At 65.5% G+C, this 15952-nt stretch carries 10 protein-coding genes; 9 read left to right on the top strand and 1 reads right to left on the bottom strand.

The window, feature by feature from the left end:
• The first annotated feature begins 51 nt into the window (after positions 1 to 51).
• Complete coding sequence (locus tag ISS20_RS04570) at positions 52 to 2373, top strand: bifunctional diguanylate cyclase/phosphodiesterase (RefSeq protein WP_291434127.1); 2322 nt, start codon at positions 52 to 54, stop codon at positions 2371 to 2373.
• A gap of 10 nt (positions 2374 to 2383) precedes the next feature.
• Here ISS20_RS04570 and ISS20_RS04565 read toward each other — a convergent pair whose 3' ends face one another.
• Positions 2384 to 3262 (bottom strand): ChaN family lipoprotein, encoded by an 879-nt coding sequence (locus ISS20_RS04565; protein WP_291434125.1) that lies wholly within the window; start codon positions 3260 to 3262, stop codon positions 2384 to 2386.
• Between the two features lie 71 nt (positions 3263 to 3333).
• On the opposite strand from ISS20_RS04565, the gene ISS20_RS04560 reads away from it, so the two are divergent.
• The 8 genes from ISS20_RS04560 to narI all read left to right on the top strand — a co-directional run bounded on the left by ISS20_RS04560 (position 3334) and on the right by narI (position 15779).
• The gene (locus ISS20_RS04560; protein WP_291434123.1) at positions 3334 to 5280 is read left to right on the top strand and encodes a type IV pili methyl-accepting chemotaxis transducer N-terminal domain-containing protein; all 1947 of its coding nucleotides are present in this window, start codon (positions 3334 to 3336) and stop codon (positions 5278 to 5280) included.
• Entirely contained in the window at positions 5277 to 6017 is a 741-nt protein-coding gene (locus ISS20_RS04555) for a response regulator (protein WP_291434121.1), read from the top strand. Before ISS20_RS04560 ends, ISS20_RS04555 begins: the two co-directional genes overlap by 4 nt.
• Before the next feature lie 206 nt (positions 6018 to 6223).
• A complete protein-coding gene (locus tag ISS20_RS04550; protein WP_291434120.1) occupies positions 6224 to 7516 on the top strand; it encodes a nitrate/nitrite transporter in 1293 nt (430 codons plus the stop codon).
• 22 nt (positions 7517 to 7538) lie between these two features.
• Positions 7539 to 8948 (top strand): NarK family nitrate/nitrite MFS transporter, encoded by a 1410-nt coding sequence (locus ISS20_RS04545; RefSeq protein WP_291434118.1) that lies wholly within the window; start codon positions 7539 to 7541, stop codon positions 8946 to 8948.
• A 34-nt stretch (positions 8949 to 8982) separates the two neighbouring features.
• Positions 8983 to 12786, top strand: a complete 3804-nt coding sequence (locus tag ISS20_RS04540) for a nitrate reductase subunit alpha (protein WP_291434116.1) — start codon at positions 8983 to 8985, stop codon at positions 12784 to 12786.
• 17 nt (positions 12787 to 12803) lie between these two features.
• Positions 12804 to 14327 carry a nitrate reductase subunit beta gene (gene narH, locus ISS20_RS04535; RefSeq protein ID WP_291434114.1) on the top strand — a complete coding sequence of 508 codons (1524 nt, stop codon included), beginning with the start codon at positions 12804 to 12806 and terminating at the stop codon, positions 14325 to 14327.
• 22 nt (positions 14328 to 14349) lie between these two features.
• Positions 14350 to 15051 carry a nitrate reductase molybdenum cofactor assembly chaperone gene (narJ, locus tag ISS20_RS04530; RefSeq protein WP_291434112.1) on the top strand — a complete coding sequence of 234 codons (702 nt, stop codon included), beginning with the start codon at positions 14350 to 14352 and terminating at the stop codon, positions 15049 to 15051.
• Positions 15048 to 15779: a respiratory nitrate reductase subunit gamma gene (narI, locus tag ISS20_RS04525; protein WP_291434111.1), complete on the top strand. Its 732-nt coding sequence runs from the start codon at positions 15048 to 15050 to the stop codon at positions 15777 to 15779. Before narJ ends, narI begins: the two co-directional genes overlap by 4 nt.
• Positions 15780 to 15952: the final 173 nt, after the last annotated feature.

The following is a 15952-nucleotide window of genomic DNA, read 5'->3' as shown; positions in this document are numbered from 1 at the left end:
AGGGCCAAGTGCCGTGAAACCGTGAAATCAACAAGGAGCGCAAGAAGCGCAATGGGTAACGAGGGCTATGCCTCATCACTGGTCCCCTGGCGGGGCATGCTGCTGTACCTGGTGCTGGGGGTGGCCTGGGTGTTTGCGGGCGATGTGTTGCTGGCCCACTGGGTGGTCGACCCTGTCCAACTGACCCGTTTTCAGACCTGGAAGGGCTGGGGCTATGTAGTGCTGACCAGCGGCCTGGCCTGGTGGCTGCTGCGGCGCATGCGCCTCGCCGAAAAAGTGCGTATGGCCATGGCGCAGGAGCTGACGCAGATCGTGCGCCATGCGCCGGCCGGTTTTGCACGGGTGGCGCGAGACGGCAGCTTTCTGTGGGCCAACACCCGCCTGTGCGATCTGCTGGGCGCCACGCTGGCACAGACGCTGGGCCTCAATTTTCGCGATGTGATGGTCGCCCAGGATCGCGACTGGGCCGCGTCGCAACTGGAGCGCCTGCTGGCAGGCGAGATCGACCACTATGTGGGCGAGCGCCACTGCCAGCGGCTGGACAGCGGCCGCCGGGTGCCGGTGCTGTGCACCGTGACACTGGCACCCGCCGTGGGCGAGGAGCCCGCGCATCTGGTGTGTGTGGTGCAGGACCTCGACGAGATCAAGGCCGCCCGCGCCGCGCTGCAGCGCAGCGAGGCCCGCCAGCGCCTGGCGGCCACGGTGGTGGACAACACCATGGAGGGCGTGGTGGTGACCGATGCCCACAGCCGCATCCTGTCTGTCAACGCGGCGTTCACCCGGCTGCTGGGCTATACCGAGGAGGAGCTGCTGGGCAAGACCCCGCGCGTCTTCAAGTCGGGCCGCCACGACAAGGCTTTTTATGAGGCGATGTGGTCGGCGCTGACCGAGACCGGGTACTGGCAAGGCGAGATATGGAACCGCCGCAAGAACGGCGAAATCTTCCCGGAGCACATGTCCCTGTCGGCCGTGCGCGATCCGGCGGGCGAGATCACGCACTACGTGTGCATGTTCACCGACATCTCCGAAGAAAAGGCCCAGCAGCGGCAGCTTGAATACCTGGCGCACAACGACCCGCTCACGGGTTTGTCCAACCGCACTTGGTTCGGGCATCAGCTGGAGCTGGCGGTGCAGGAGGCGCAGGTCAGTGGCGAGCACATTGCCGTGCTGCTGCTCAACCTGGACCGTTTCAAGGACGTGAACGACAGCTACGGCCATGCCACGGGCGACGAGGTGCTCAAGCACATTGCGCGGCAGGTGCAGTCCGCCCTGCGGCCGGGGGATGTGCTGGGCCGCATGGCGGGCGACGAGCTGGCCGTGGTGGCGCGCAACCTGCGCCATGCCGACGGCGCTGCCGCCGTGGCGCGCCATCTGATCCGCGCGGTGGCTGAGCCCTGGCGCTCACCCGACGGGCTGGAGGTGGTGGCGGGTGTCAGCGTGGGCATCTGCATGTTCCCCGAGCACGCCAGCACCACCGAGCTGCTGCTGCAGGGCGCCCACGCGGCAGTCTATGGCGCCAAGGCGCGCGGCCGGGGCGCCTGGTGCTTCTTCCACGAGGCCATGACCCAGGCTGCCCGCGAGCGGCTGGAGCTGGAGTCGCGCCTGCGCCTGGCGCTGGCCCAGGGCCATCTGCAGATGTACTACCAGCCCCAGATCGACATTGCCACAGGGCGCATCCTGGGCGCAGAGGCCTTGGTGCGCTGGAACGACCCGCAGGAGGGGTTGATATCGCCCGCACGCTTTATCCCGGTGGCCGAGACGTCAGGCGTCATCGGCCCGCTGGGCGAATGGGTGGTGCGCGAGGTGTGCCGCCAGGGCCAGCAATGGCGCGATGAGGGACTGCCCGCACTGACCCTGGCGCTGAACGTATCGCCGCGCCAGTTCCACCTGACCGACCTGGCCGGGTGCACGGCGGCCGCGCTGCAGGCCAGCGGGTTTCCGGCGGCACTGCTGGAGCTGGAGATCACCGAAAGCGCCCTGGCCGAGCGCACCGAAGAGGCCCGCCAGATGCTGGTGCGCCTGCGTGAGCTGGGGGTGCGTATCGCGGTGGACGACTTTGGCACCGGCTATTCGTCGCTCGCGCAGCTCAAGCGTTTTCCCATCGACGTGCTCAAGATCGACCAGGGTTTCATCCGCGATATTCCGCAAAGCGAGGACGACATGGCCATCAGCGCCGCCATCATTGCCATGGGGCACAGCATGGGCCTGTCGGTGCTGGCCGAAGGGGTGGAGACCGAGGGGCAGCTGGCCTTTCTGCGCGAGCGGGGCTGCGACACCTACCAGGGCTACCTGTGCAGCCGCCCTATGCCAGCCAACGATTTTGTGGCACTGCTGCGCACGCAGGCGGCGCCTGTAGCCACCGTTCAGGGCTGAAACGGCACGCTCAGACCTTCTGTCCGAGCGGCGCCGGGCGCCACTGCTCTCGCAGCTCTGCGCACACATCACGCGGGGGCAGCGCCGGGGTGCTGATCACTGCATCAGCCTCTGCACCTGATTTGATAGCACCTTGTGCATGTTCTACCTGCGCTAGAGCCACTTTTGACAAAACATTTGCGGGCCAGTGGGTGGGGATGCCCAGGTGGCGCAGCACGTGGCCGCCGCCTGCCACCAGCAGCACTGTCTGGCCGGGGCGCAACGCCTCCAGTGCGGTCTGGGCCATGCTGGCGTCGCGGGCGATCTGGATGCGGGCCATGGGCGCGATTTGTGACTCTGGCAGCAGCCCGCAGTGGCCGTCGCGCAGCGCCTGGTACTGCTGGGCCAGCGCCGGGGCGGGCAGGTGCTGGTCCCTGGAGGTGTCGGCCATGGCGGCCCGCATGCGGACGCGGGGCAGGTTGCCACCCAGTACGGGCACCCCGGCGCCCACGGCGGCCATCACCACCGGGCCATAGGCCTGCCACGGCCAAGCGGCGTTGTCCCACTGCAGGGCGGCCCGGGCCTGGGCCTCGCTGGCATCGCGCGGCAGGTCCTGGGTGCTGTGGCCGCGCTCGGCCATCTCCATCACCACGGCCGCCAGCAGCCCCCGTGCAGCCAGCCACGCCACGGCCTCGCGCTGCAGGCGCTGGTGGTCGGGCGCATCATGCTGCTCGCCCAGCAGCAGTACATCGGCGGGCAGCAGGCTCTGCAAGCGGTCGGGCCAGAGGGGGGGCGGTTGGGAGCTGGGCGGCGTGCCGGGTGCAGGGGCATAGGCGCAGCCAGCCAGCGCCACCATGGCGCTTCCCAGCACCAGCCAGGCTCGCAGGAGGGGGAGGGACAGTCGTTGCATGGCGCCATGCTACGCGGGCCGCTCTTGACCTGGGTCAAGGTTGTGGTCATGCCCCTTCCCTACACTGCGCCATGCGCTCCCGTCCCACGCTCTCCGCCAAACTCCTTGCCATGGGCGCGGGTTTCTTGTTGGTAGCGCTTGCTTCCATCGGCCTGACACTGTGGGTGACCTGGAAGCTCGAAGGCGGCGCGGCTGCCGTCAACGAGGCGGGCCGCCTGCGCATGAACATGCTGCGCATGGTGCTGGTGCTGCAGACCGAGCCACCCGAGGCCGTGCAAGAGCGCGCCCGCCAGTTCGACGCCAGCCTGGATTTGCTGCGCACGGGCGATCCGTCGCGCCCGCTGTTTGTGCCGTGGAGCGACGAGACGCGTACGCGGTTCGATGGCATCCGTGCCCGTTGGACCGAGGCCCGCACCGGGTGGGTCAGCGCATTGCCCCCGGACCGCGCCCGGAATCTGGCGGAGGCCGATGCCTTTGTGCAGCAGGTCGATGGTTTTGTGGACGCCATCGAGATCCAGATCGCGGGCTGGACCGCCGCGCTGCACCTGTTCCAGTTGTTCATGATGGCGCTGGCCATCGTGGCGGCCGTCACCTTCATGGCCGTGAGCTACCTGCTGGTCATCAACCCGGTGGCGCGCCTGCAGCAGGCCCAGGCCCGGCTGCGCCAGGGCGAGCTCGGCACGCGGCTGCCAGTGGATACGGATGACGAGTTCGGCCAGCTGTCAGCGGGCTTCAACCTCATGGCGCACGCGCTGCAGGCTTCGCACGACGAGCTGGAGCACAAGGTGCGCGAAAAAACCGCCAGCATCGCTGTGCAGAACCAACGCCTGGCGGCGTTGTATGAGGTGAGCGCGCTGGCCAGCACGGCGGGCAGCCTGGAGCTGCTGGCCCAGGGCTTTGTGCAGCAGATCCGCCGTGTGGCGGGTGCCGATGCCGCCGCCGTGCGCTGGTCCAATGAGGCCAACGAACGCTACGTGCTGCTGGCGGGTGACGGCCTGCCGCGCACCATGGCCGAAGGCGAGCACTGCCTGCACACCGGCTCTTGCCTGTGCGGCCAGCCACAGGCCCAGGCGCGCACGCGGGTCATTCCCATCACTCCGTCCACGGCAGTCGCCTTGCCCCATTGCCGCGAGGCGGGTTTCCAGACCATGGTCACCATCCCGGTGCAGATGCAGCATCGCCTGCTGGGCGAAGTCGACCTGTTTTTCCGCTCGCCGGTGGAGCTGACCGATGAGCTGCGCGATCTGCTCGAAGCCATGACGCGCCACCTGGCCAGTGCCATGGAGGGCTTGCGCGCCACCGCGCTGGAGCGCGAGGCGGCGGTGGCCGAAGAGCGCAGCCTGCTGGCGCGCGAGCTGCACGACTCCATCGCCCAGTCGCTGGCCTTCCTGAAGATCCAGACCCAGCTGCTGCGCGATGCCGTGGCGCGCGGCGATGAGGCCAAGCGCGACCGCAGCATCGGCGAGCTGGATGTGGGTGTGCGCGAGTGTTATTCGGATGTGCGCGAGCTGCTGGTGCACTTTCGCACCCGCACCAGCGAGGAAGACATCGAGTCCGCGCTGCGCGCCACGTTGTCCAAGTTTGAGCACCAGACCGGCATGGCCACCACGCTGGGCATGGTGGGCCACGGCTTGCCGCTGGCGCAGGACGTGCAGATCCAGGTGCTGCACATGGTGCAGGAAGCCTTGTCGAACGTGCGCAAACATTCGGGCGCCACGCGGGTGGATGTGCTGGTGCACCGCCACCCGCGCTGGCGCTTTGAGGTGCAGGACAACGGCACCGGTTTTGAGGTGGCCTCCGTGCCACCTGACTCGCTGCATGTAGGCCTGGGCATCATGCGCGAGCGGGCACAGCGGATTGGCGCGGTGATCCAGGTGGAGTCCGCGCCCGGGCAAGGCACCCGCGTGTGCATCGAGCTTCCCTCGGTCGCACCTACCCAGCCTCACCAGTCCGTCGCCTCGACCCCATCAGCCGCTTCGGCATACGCCGCCGACCCCCACCACGCCCCCACGCCATGACGACCTCTGCATTGCCCGTTGCCACACCACCCGCGCCAGCGCTGGCGACACCGCCTGTCACGCTGCTGGTGGTGGACGACCACACGCTGTTCCGGCGTGGGCTGATCGCGCTGCTTGGGCAGTACGACGGCCTGTCCGTGGTGGGCGAGGCGGGGGATGCCGCGCAGGCCCTGCGGCTCGCTCCCCAGTTGCAGCCGCAGGTGATCCTGCTCGACAACCACCTGCCGGGCGTTATGGGTGTGGATGCCATCCAGGGCCTGCGCGAGGTGTCTCCCACCTCGCGAGTGCTCATGCTCACCGTGAGCGAGGACGCGCAGGACCTGGCGACCGCGCTGCGCAACGGCGCGCAGGGCTACCTGCTCAAGACCATCGACGGCGATCTGCTGGCCCAGGCCATTCGCCGCGCCGCCCGGGGCGAGCCCGTGGTCAGCCCCGAGCTGATGGGCAAGCTGGTGGCGGCGTTTCAGTCGCAGGGCGCGCCCGAGGTGGCGTCTGCGCCGCCCGTGCCCACCGACTCCACTGTGGTCGCCGCCAACGGCTTCACGCCCTTGTCGCCACGCGAGGAAGACGTGCTGCGCGAGATCGCACGCGGTGCCAGCAACAAGGAAATTGCGCGCACGCTCGACATCGCCGAGACCACCGTCAAGATCCATGTGCAGCACATTCTGCGCAAGTTGGGCCTGAGTTCGCGCGTGCAGGCTGCTGTGTACGCATCGGACCGGCAGCGCTCCGAATAGCGCTGGTCCGCACGCGCTGCGTGCATGGCGGGCTGGGTTTGTGCAGGGGCCACCGCCGCACATCGCTTGCACCATAGTTCTTTCGGACGATGCTCCGCCCCGGTTGACTAGTCCCTCTGCCGCGCCGTACACCCTCTAGTGAAGGATGTGCAAAAAGCCCCGCACACGCGACCATTCCTCTCATGCAAAAAGAGAGGAATCGCGCAATGGCCAACGCAACCCTGCCCCCGGGCGACAGCCCGCAGCGCACCCGTCAGGCTTGGTCGGTGCTCATCGTCAGCACCTTCGCCTTCACGGTCTGCTTCATGGTCTGGATGATGTTCGGCGTCATCGGCATCCCCATCAAGAAGATGCTGAACCTGAACTCCACGCAGTTCGGTCTGCTCATGTCCATGCCTGTGCTCACGGGCTCGCTGGTGCGGGTGCCGCTGGGCATCTGGACCGACAAGTTCGGTGGCCGCATCGTGATGGCCGCTGTCATGGCCACCACCGTGCCTGCCATCTGGCTCATGAGTTACGCCACCGAGTACTGGCACTTCCTCACCATCGGCCTGTTCGTGGGCCTCGCGGGGGGCTCGTTCTCGGTGGGTACGCCCTATGTGGCCCGCTGGTTCCCCAAGCACCGCCAGGGCACGGCCATGGGTGTGTATGGCGCAGGCAACTCGGGCGCCGCCGTGAACAAGTTCGTGGCCCCGGTGCTGCTGGTGGCCTTTGGCTGGACCATGGTGCCGCAGGTGTATGCGGCCATCATGCTCGGTACCCTGGTGCTGTTCTGGCTGTTCAGCTACAGCGACCCGGCCCATCTGGTGCCCAGCAACGTCAAGTTCACCGATCAGCTCAAGGCGCTGAAGGACCCCAAGGTCCTCAAGTACTGCCAGTACTACAGCATCGTCTTTGGCGGCTATGTGGCGCTGTCGCTGTGGATGGTGCAGTACTACGTGGGCGAGTTCGGTCTCGACATTCGCGTGGCGGCACTGCTGGCTGCGTGCTTCTCGCTGCCCGGTGGTGTTCTGCGCGCCATCGGCGGCATGCTGTCTGACAAGTACGGCGCCCACAGCGTGACCTGGTGGGTGATGTGGGTGAGCTGGATCTGCCTGTTCCTGCTGAGCTACCCACAGACCGATTTCACCATCGTCACCGTCAACGGCCCCAAGACCTTCCACATCGGCCTGAACGTGTATCTGTTCACCGGTCTCATGTTTCTGTTGGGCATCTGCTGGGCCTTCGGCAAGGCCAGTGTCTTCAAGTACATCAGCGACGACTACCCCCAGAACATCGGTGCCATCAGCGGCATCGTGGGCCTGGCAGGTGGCATGGGCGGGTTCGTGCTGCCGATCCTGTTCGGTGCGCTGATGGACCTCACCGGCATCCGCTCCAGCGCATTCATGCTGATGTATGGCGTGGTGTGGGTCTCGCTCATCTGGATGTACTTCACTGAAGTGCGTCATACCCCCGTCATGGGTGCACAGGGCGCCGCAGCCTCTGCGGCCACCCGCTAATTTTTTGCAAAGGACCCTCACCATGTCTGCCACCACCACCAGCGGGCGCCAGGGGCGTCTGCTCACCCTCTGGGCCCCGGAGGACAAATCGTTCTGGGAGCGCGAAGGCGAAGCCATCGCCAAGCTCAACCTGTGGATCTCGGTGCCCGCGCTGTTTCTGGCCTTTGCCATCTGGCAGGTCTGGAGCGTGGTCGCCGTGAGCCTGCCGGGCCTCGGGTTCAAGTATTCGACCAACCAGCTGTTCTGGCTGGCCGCAGCGCCCGCGCTCTCGGGCGCCACGCTGCGCATCTTCTACTCTTTCATGGTGCCGCTGGTCGGTGGCCGCCGCTGGACGGCGATCTCCACCGCCTCGCTGCTCATCCCTGCGATTGGCATCGGTTTTGCGGTGCAGGACAACACCACGGCCTACCCCACCATGCTCATCCTGGCGCTGCTGTGTGGCCTGGGCGGCGGCAACTTCAGCTCCAGCATGGCCAACATCAGCTTTTTCTTTCCGAAGGAGCGCAAGGGCTCGGCGCTGGGTGTGAATGCGGGCCTCGGTAACCTGGGCGTGTCGGTGGTGCAGTTCCTGAGTCCGCTGGTGGTCACGGCCGGCATCTTCGGCATCTTTGGTGGTGAAGGCCAGACCATTGTGAAGAACGGCCAGACCGTTCAGGTGTGGACGCAGAACGCCGCCTTCATCTGGGTGCCATGGATTGCGCTGACGGCGCTGGCCGCCTGGTTTGGCATGAACGACATTGCCGACGCGCGGGCCTCGTTCGCAGCGCAGGCCGCTATCTTCCGGCGCAAGCACAACTGGCTGATGTGTGTGCTGTACCTCGGCACCTTTGGCTCGTTCATCGGCTATGCCGCAGGATTCCCGCTGCTCATCAAGAGCCAGTTCCCTGGCGTCAACCCCTTGGCCTACGCCTGGCTGGGGCCGCTGGTGGGCGCGGTGGTCCGGCCGTTTGGCGGGTGGCTGGCCGACAAGCTCGGCGGCGCACGCGTCACGCTGTGGAACTTCATCGTCATGGCGATTGCTGTGGTGGGCGTCACGGTGTTCCTGCCCTCGGCGGGCTACGAAGGCCAGTTTGCAGGCTTCTTCGTTTGCTTCCTGGTGCTGTTCCTTACCACTGGCATCGGCAACGGCTCCACCTTCCGCATGATCCCCGTGATCTTCCTGACCGAGGCCATGCGCGGCGTGGACCCCCGCAACACCGCTGCTGTGGCCCAGGCCAACAAGGAGGGCAACACCCTGGGCGCCGCCACACTGGGCTTCACGGCCGCCATGGCTGCCTACGGTGGGTTCTTCATTCCCAAGAGCTACGGCAGCTCCATCGCGCTGACCGGCAGCCCCCATGCCGCGCTGTGGACGTTCTTCGCCTTCTACCTCGTTTGCATCGTGATCACTTGGTGGCACTACGCGCGCAAGAACGCCGCCATGCCTTGCTGATGACCCCTGAACAGAACAGAACAAGGAGCCCCCGATGAGCCATTTCCTCGACCGCCTTTCGTACTTCTCCCAACCCCGCGAGACCTTTGCCCAGGGCCATGGCGAAACCAACGGTGAAGACCGCACCTGGGAAGACGCCTACCGCGACCGCTGGGCACACGACAAGATCGTGCGCTCCACGCACGGCGTGAACTGCACGGGCAGCTGCTCGTGGAAGATCTACGTCAAGGGCGGCATCGTCACCTGGGAAACCCAGCAGACCGACTACCCCCGAACCCGGCCTGACCTGCCCAACCACGAGCCCCGTGGCTGCGCGCGTGGCGCCAGCTACAGCTGGTATCTGTACAGCGCCAACCGCGTCAAATACCCCATGGTGCGTGGTCGCCTGCTCAAGCACTGGCGCGCTGCCATCGCCTTGGCCAAGAGCCCGGTGGATGCCTGGGCCAGCATCGTCGAAAACGATGCCTCCAAGCGCGAATGGCAAAAGCAGCGCGGCCTGGGCGGCTTCGTGCGCAGTACCTGGGAAGAAGTCAACCAGATGATTGCTGCGGCCAACGTGTACACCATCAAGAAGCACGGGCCGGACCGCATCATCGGCTTTTCGCCCATTCCGGCGATGTCGATGATTTCGTACGCCGCTGGCAGCCGTTACCTCAGCCTGATTGGCGGCGTGTGCATGAGCTTTTACGACTGGTACTGCGACCTGCCCCCCAGCAGCCCGCAGACCTGGGGCGAGCAGACCGACGTGCCTGAATCGGCCGACTGGTACAACAGCTCGTATATCATTGCCTGGGGCTCCAACGTGCCCCAGACGCGCACGCCCGACGCGCACTTCTTGACCGAGGTGCGCTACAAAGGCACCAAGGTCGTGTCCATCACGCCCGACTATTCCGAAGTTGCCAAGCTGGGCGATTTGTGGATGCACCCCAAGCAGGGGACGGACGCCGCCGTGGCCATGGCCATGGGCCATGTGATCCTGAAGGAGTTTTACTTCAAGGATGGCGGCAAAGGACGCAGCCCGTACTTTGATGACTATGCACGCCGCTACACCGACCTGCCGCTGCTGGTGGTGCTGAAGGAAAAGACGCTGCCCGATGGCCGCACGGTGATGGTGCCCGACCGCTATGTGCGCGCCAGCGACTTCCCCGGCCAGCTCGACCAGTCCAACAACCCTGACTGGAAGACCGTGGGCTACGACGAGCTGGGTCAGGTCACGCTGCCCAATGGCTCCATCGGCTTCCGGTGGGGGGCCGATGGCCGCGCCGACCAGGGCCTGTGGAACCTGGAGAACAAGGAAGCGCGCACCGGCAACACCGTCAAGCTCAAGCTCTCGGTGATCGAGGACGGCGCGCAGGCCCATGAAGTGGCTGATGTGGCCTTCCCGTACTTTGGCGGCGTGGCAACGCCCAACTTCACGGCCAACGAACAAGGCGGCGACGTGATGGTGCGCCGCGTGCCGGTGTCCCACCTGGAGCTGGCCGGGCACGAAGCCCAGGGCCGGGTGATGGTGGCCACCGTGTTCGACCTGCTGGCTGGCAACTACGGCATTGACCGGGGTCTGCCCGGCGAAGAGCAGGGCGTTACCTACGACAGCGACCGCCCCTACACGCCCGCCTGGCAGGAAAAGATCACCGGTGTGCCGCGCGATCAGATCATCACCGTGGCCCGCCAGTTTGCCGACAACGCGCACAAGACACAGGGCAAGTCCATGGTGATCATCGGCGCGGCCATGAACCACTGGTACCACAGCGACATGAACTACCGCGGCATCATCAACATGCTGATGCTGTGCGGCTGTATTGGCCAGAGCGGTGGCGGCTGGGCGCATTATGTGGGCCAGGAAAAGCTGCGGCCCCAGACCGGCTGGACGGCACTGGCCTTTGCGCTGGACTGGATCCGCCCGCCCCGCCAGATGAACAGCACGAGCTTCTTCTACGCCCACACCGACCAGTGGCGCTACGAGAAGCTGGGCATGGAGGAAATCCTCTCGCCCCTGGCCGATGCCAGCGCCTACCACGGTGCGCAGATCGACTACAACGTGCGCGCCGAGCGCATGGGCTGGCTGCCATCAGCCCCCCAGCTCAAGACCAGCCCGCTACAGGTGGCCAAGGACGCCGCAGCCAGGGGCATGGACGCCAAGGACTACGTGGTCCAGTCACTGAAAGACGGCAGCCTGGAGATGAGCTGCGAAGACCCGGACCACCCCGCCAACTGGCCGCGCAACATGTTCGTGTGGCGCTCCAACATCCTGGGCTCGTCGGGCAAGGGGCATGAGTACTTCCTCAAGCACCTGCTGGGGACCACCCATGGCGTGCAGGGCAAGGATCTGGGCAAGGACGAAGCCAAGCCCGAGGAAGTGCAGTGGCACGCCAACGCACCCGAAGGCAAGCTGGACCTGCTGGTCACGCTCGACTTCCGCATGAGCACCACCTGTCTGTACTCCGACATCGTGCTGCCCACTGCCACCTGGTACGAGAAGAACGACCTCAACACCAGCGACATGCATCCCTTCATCCATCCGCTGTCGACAGCGGTGGACCCGGCCTGGCAGGCCAAGAGCGACTGGGAGATCTACAAGGGTTTCGCCAAGGCCGTGAGCGAGGTCAGCGTGGGCCATCTGGGCGTCGAAAAGGACGTGGTGCTCACACCCATCATGCACGACACGGCTGGCGAAATGGCACAGCCCTATGGTGTGCGCGACTGGAAGCGGGGCGAGTGCGAACTCATCCCCGGCAAGACGGCGCCGCAGGTCACGGTGGTCGAGCGCGACTACCCTAACCTCTACAAACGCTTTACCGCGCTGGGCCCGCTGATGGAGAAGGTGGGCAACGGCGGCAAGGGCATTGGCTGGAACACGCAGACCGAGGTGGGCCAGCTGGGTGACCTGAACGGCCGCGTCAAGGAAGAGGGCGTGACACAGGGCATGCCCCGCATCGTGACCGACATCGACGCCACCGAAGTGGTGATGATGCTGGCCCCCGAAACCAACGGCCACGTGGCCTGCAAGGCCTGGGAGGCCCTGGGCAAGCAGACCGGGCGCGACCACGTGCACCTGGCGCTGCACCGCGAGGACGAGAAGATCCGCTTCCGCGACATCCAGGCGCAGCCGCGCAAGATCATCAGCTCGCCCACCTGGTCCGGCCTGGAGAGCGAGAAGGTCAGCTACAACGCGGGCTACACCAACGTGCACGAGTACATCCCGTGGCGCACCCTCACGGGCCGCCAGCAGTTCTACCAGGACCACCCGTGGATGCGTGACTTCGGCGAAGGCTTTGTGAGCTACCGTCCACCGGTACACCTCAAGACACTGGAAGAAGTCGAAGGCAAGAAGCCCAACGGTAACCGCGAGATTGCGCTGAACTTCATCACGCCGCACCAGAAGTGGGGCATCCACAGCACGTACAGCGACAACCTGATGATGCTCACGCTCAACCGGGGTGGCTCCGTGGTGTGGCTGAGCGAAGACGACGCCAAGGTCGCGGGCATCGTGGACAACGACTGGGTCGAACTCTTCAACGCCAACGGCGCCATTGCGGCCCGTGCGGTGGTGAGCCAGCGTGTGAACCCCGGCATGGTGATGATGTACCACTCGCAAGAGAAGATCATTAACACCCCCGGCTCCGAGATTACCGGCACCCGTGGCGGTATCCACAACTCGGTCACGCGCATCGTGCTCAAGCCCACCCACATGATTGGCGGCTACGCACAGTACAGCTACGGCTTCAACTACTACGGAACCATCGGCACCAACCGCGACGAGTTCGTGCTGGTGCGCAAGATGGACCGCGTGGACTGGCTCGACGATGAGCCTGTGTCCAGCACCGCAGCCCACGCCTGAAGCCAAGGAGAAACACGATGAAAATTCGCGCACAAATCGGCATGGTGCTGAACCTGGACAAGTGCATTGGTTGCCACACCTGTTCCGTCACCTGCAAGAACGTCTGGACCAGCCGCCCCGGGGTGGAATACGCCTGGTTCAACAACGTCGAAACCAAGCCAGGCATCGGCTACCCCAAGGAATGGGAAAACCAGGACAAGTGGAACGGCGGCTGGGTGCGAAGCCCTGACGGCTCCATCGCCCCCCGCCAGGGCGGTAAGTGGAAGCTGCTCCTGCGCATCTTCGCCAACCCCAACCTGCCGCAGATCGACGACTACTACGAGCCCTTCACGTTCGACTACGACCACCTGCAGTCGGCGCCTGAAAGCAAGGCCGCACCTACGGCCCGCCCGCGCAGCCTGATCACCGGCAAGCGCATGGAGAAGATCGAGTGGGGCCCGAACTGGGAAGAAATCCTGGGCGGTGAGTTCAGCAAGCGCAGCAAGGACAAGAACTTCGACGATGTGCAAAAGGACATCTACGGCCAGTTCGAAAACACCTTCATGATGTACCTGCCCCGCCTGTGCGAGCACTGCTTGAACCCGGCGTGCGTGGCATCGTGCCCTAGCGGCTCGATCTACAAGCGCGAGGAAGACGGCATCGTGCTGATCGACCAGGACAAATGCCGCGGCTGGCGCATGTGCGTCTCAGGCTGCCCCTACAAGAAGATTTATTACAACTGGCAATCGGGCAAGGCCGAGAAGTGCATCTTCTGCTACCCCCGCATCGAAGCGGGCCAGCCGACCGTGTGCTCGGAAACCTGCGTGGGCCGCATCCGCTACCTGGGCGTGCTGCTGTATGACGCAGACCGCATCCAGGAAGCCGCCAGCGTGGAGCGCGACCGCGACCTGTACCAGGCGCAGCTCGACATCTTCCTGAACCCGAACGACCCCGACGTCATCAAGCAGGCCCGCATCGACGGTATCCCGGACAGCTGGATGGACGCCGCCCGCAACAGCCCCGTCTACAAGATGGCGGTGGATTGGAAGGTGGCCCTGCCGCTGCACCCCGAGTACCGCACGCTGCCCATGGTCTGGTATGTGCCACCGCTGTCGCCCATCACGGCGGCCGCCAATGCCGGCCATGTGGGTGTGAATGGCGAGATCCCGGACGTGTCGCAACTGCGCATTCCTGTGCAGTACCTCGCCAACCTGCTGACCGCTGGTGACACCGGCCCCGTGGTGCGGGCGCTGGAACGCATGCTGGCCATGCGCACCTACCAGCGAGACAAGCATGTGGAGCAGCGCCAGAACCTGTCGGTGCTCAAGCAGGCGGGCCTGTCGATGGCCGAGGTCGAAGAGATGTACCACGTGATGGCGATTGCCAACTACGAGGACCGCTTCGTCATTCCGTCAGCCCATCGCGAGTACGCCGAGAACGCGTTTGACATCCGGGGTGGTTGCGGCTTCTCGTTTGGCAACGGTTGCTCCGATGGCGCCACTGAGACCAGCATGTTCGGCGGCAAGAAGCCCCGCACGATCCCGATCAAGGCCACGGTCTGATCGCACACAGGAAGGAATCACCATGTTCAAGAAGAACCCGACCTCCGTGCGCCTGACCCTGCGCGCCCTGGGCTACCTGCTGAGCTACCCCGATGCGCAATTGCGCAGCGTGATGCCGCAGCTCATCGATGCGCTGCAGACCGAGCAAGCCCTGACGGCCGAGCGCATGGAGGAGCTGAACGCGGTGTGCGAGCACCTGGCTGCACTCGACCCGCTCGAAGCCGAAGCCCGCTACGTGGACAACTTCGATCGCGGCCGCCAGACTTCTTTGCACCTGTTCGAGCATGTGCACGGCGACTCGCGCGACCGGGGCCCGGCGCTCATCGACCTGCTGCAGACCTACGAAAAGGCCGGCCTGCAGTTTCAGGCGGAGGAGCTGCCCGACCACCTGCCCGTGGTGCTGGAGTTCGCCTCCACCCAGCCGCCCGAAGTGGCCAGGGAGTTCCTGGGCGAAATGGCCCACATCCTGAATGCCTTGTTCAGCGCATTGGTCGCGCGCAACAGCCCCTATGCCAGCGTGATCGCCGCCGTGCTCGAAGTGTCGGGCCAGCGCGTGCAGTCCGTGGCGCTCACTCCCGAGCCACCCATGGATGAAGTCTGGGCTGAGCCCGAAGCGTTTGGCGGTTGCAGCACCCAGGGCCAGTCCAAGCCCGACCAACCGCAGCCTCTGCATTTTGTTCGTACCCCCCGCGCCGAGCGGGCACCCGAAGGAGTCTCAGCATGACCGCCTGGCTTGACACCCTGTTGTTTGGCATCTATCCCTATATTTGCCTGGCCGTTTTCTTCATTGGCAGCTGGGTGCGGTTTGACCGTGACCAGTACACCTGGAAGAGTGATTCATCGCAGCTGCTGCGCACCGGCAGCCTGCGCTGGGGCAGCAACCTGTTTCACATCGGCGTTTTGTTCCTGTTCTTTGGCCACACGGTCGGTATGCTCACGCCCCACTTCTTGTACGAGCACTTCATCAGTGCGGGGGCCAAGCAGATCATGGCCATGGTGACGGGCGGCTTCGCTGGCGTGCTGGGCTTCATCGGCCTGTCCATCCTGCTGCACCGCCGCCTGTCGGACGCGCGCATCCGCGCCACGTCCAAGACCAGCGACATCTTGATCCTCGTGCTGCTGTGGATGCAACTGGCGCTGGGCCTGGCGACCATTCCCATGTCGGCGCAGCATCTGGATGGCTCCATGATGATGAAACTGGCCGAGTGGGGGCAGCGCGTGGTGACCTTCCGCAGCGGCGGGGTGGAGCTGCTGGCCGAGGCGGGCTGGATCTTCAAGGCCCACATGTTCCTCGGCATGACGATTTTCCTGGTCTTCCCGTTCACCCGCCTAGTGCATGTGTGGAGCGGCTTTGGCACGCTGGCCTATGTGCTGCGTCCCTACCAGGTGGTGCGTGCGCGCCGCCTGAATCTGCCCCCAGGCCACATGCAGTCGCAAGACCGCCGCGCCTGAAATACACCGACTATCAAGGAGCACACCATGAGCGGATGTGGAACCGGGAGCTGCGGATGCGGCTCCACCGACAGCACTGTTGCGGCAGCCCCTGCCAGCACGCTGACCCCCACGCAGGCTGCCGCCTACGAGGCCCTGGCTGCAACCATGGCCGATGTGCCCCTGCAAGCCCC

The organism is Acidovorax sp., from assembly GCF_016783915.1.
GTDB lineage: Bacteria > Pseudomonadota > Gammaproteobacteria > Burkholderiales > Burkholderiaceae_C > Acidovorax.
Note: the sequence above shows the minus strand (reverse complement) of the source record. Positions and strands in the feature narration are given on the sequence as shown.

What these genes read in the sequence shown, in the direction of transcription:
- ISS20_RS04570 (WP_291434127.1), top strand. Translation starts at nt 52, where the DNA reads ATGGGTAACGAGGGCTATGCCTCATCACTGGTCCCCTGGCGGGGCATG.
- ISS20_RS04565 (WP_291434125.1), bottom strand. Translation starts at nt 3,262, where the DNA reads ATGCAACGACTGTCCCTCCCCCTCCTGCGAGCCTGGCTGGTGCTGGGA.
- ISS20_RS04560 (WP_291434123.1), top strand. Translation starts at nt 3,334, where the DNA reads ATGCGCTCCCGTCCCACGCTCTCCGCCAAACTCCTTGCCATGGGCGCG.
- ISS20_RS04555 (WP_291434121.1), top strand. Translation starts at nt 5,277, where the DNA reads ATGACGACCTCTGCATTGCCCGTTGCCACACCACCCGCGCCAGCGCTG.
- ISS20_RS04550 (WP_291434120.1), top strand. Translation starts at nt 6,224, where the DNA reads ATGGCCAACGCAACCCTGCCCCCGGGCGACAGCCCGCAGCGCACCCGT.
- ISS20_RS04545 (WP_291434118.1), top strand. Translation starts at nt 7,539, where the DNA reads ATGTCTGCCACCACCACCAGCGGGCGCCAGGGGCGTCTGCTCACCCTC.
- ISS20_RS04540 (WP_291434116.1), top strand. Translation starts at nt 8,983, where the DNA reads ATGAGCCATTTCCTCGACCGCCTTTCGTACTTCTCCCAACCCCGCGAG.
- narH (WP_291434114.1), top strand. Translation starts at nt 12,804, where the DNA reads ATGAAAATTCGCGCACAAATCGGCATGGTGCTGAACCTGGACAAGTGC.
- narJ (WP_291434112.1), top strand. Translation starts at nt 14,350, where the DNA reads ATGTTCAAGAAGAACCCGACCTCCGTGCGCCTGACCCTGCGCGCCCTG.
- narI (WP_291434111.1), top strand. Translation starts at nt 15,048, where the DNA reads ATGACCGCCTGGCTTGACACCCTGTTGTTTGGCATCTATCCCTATATT.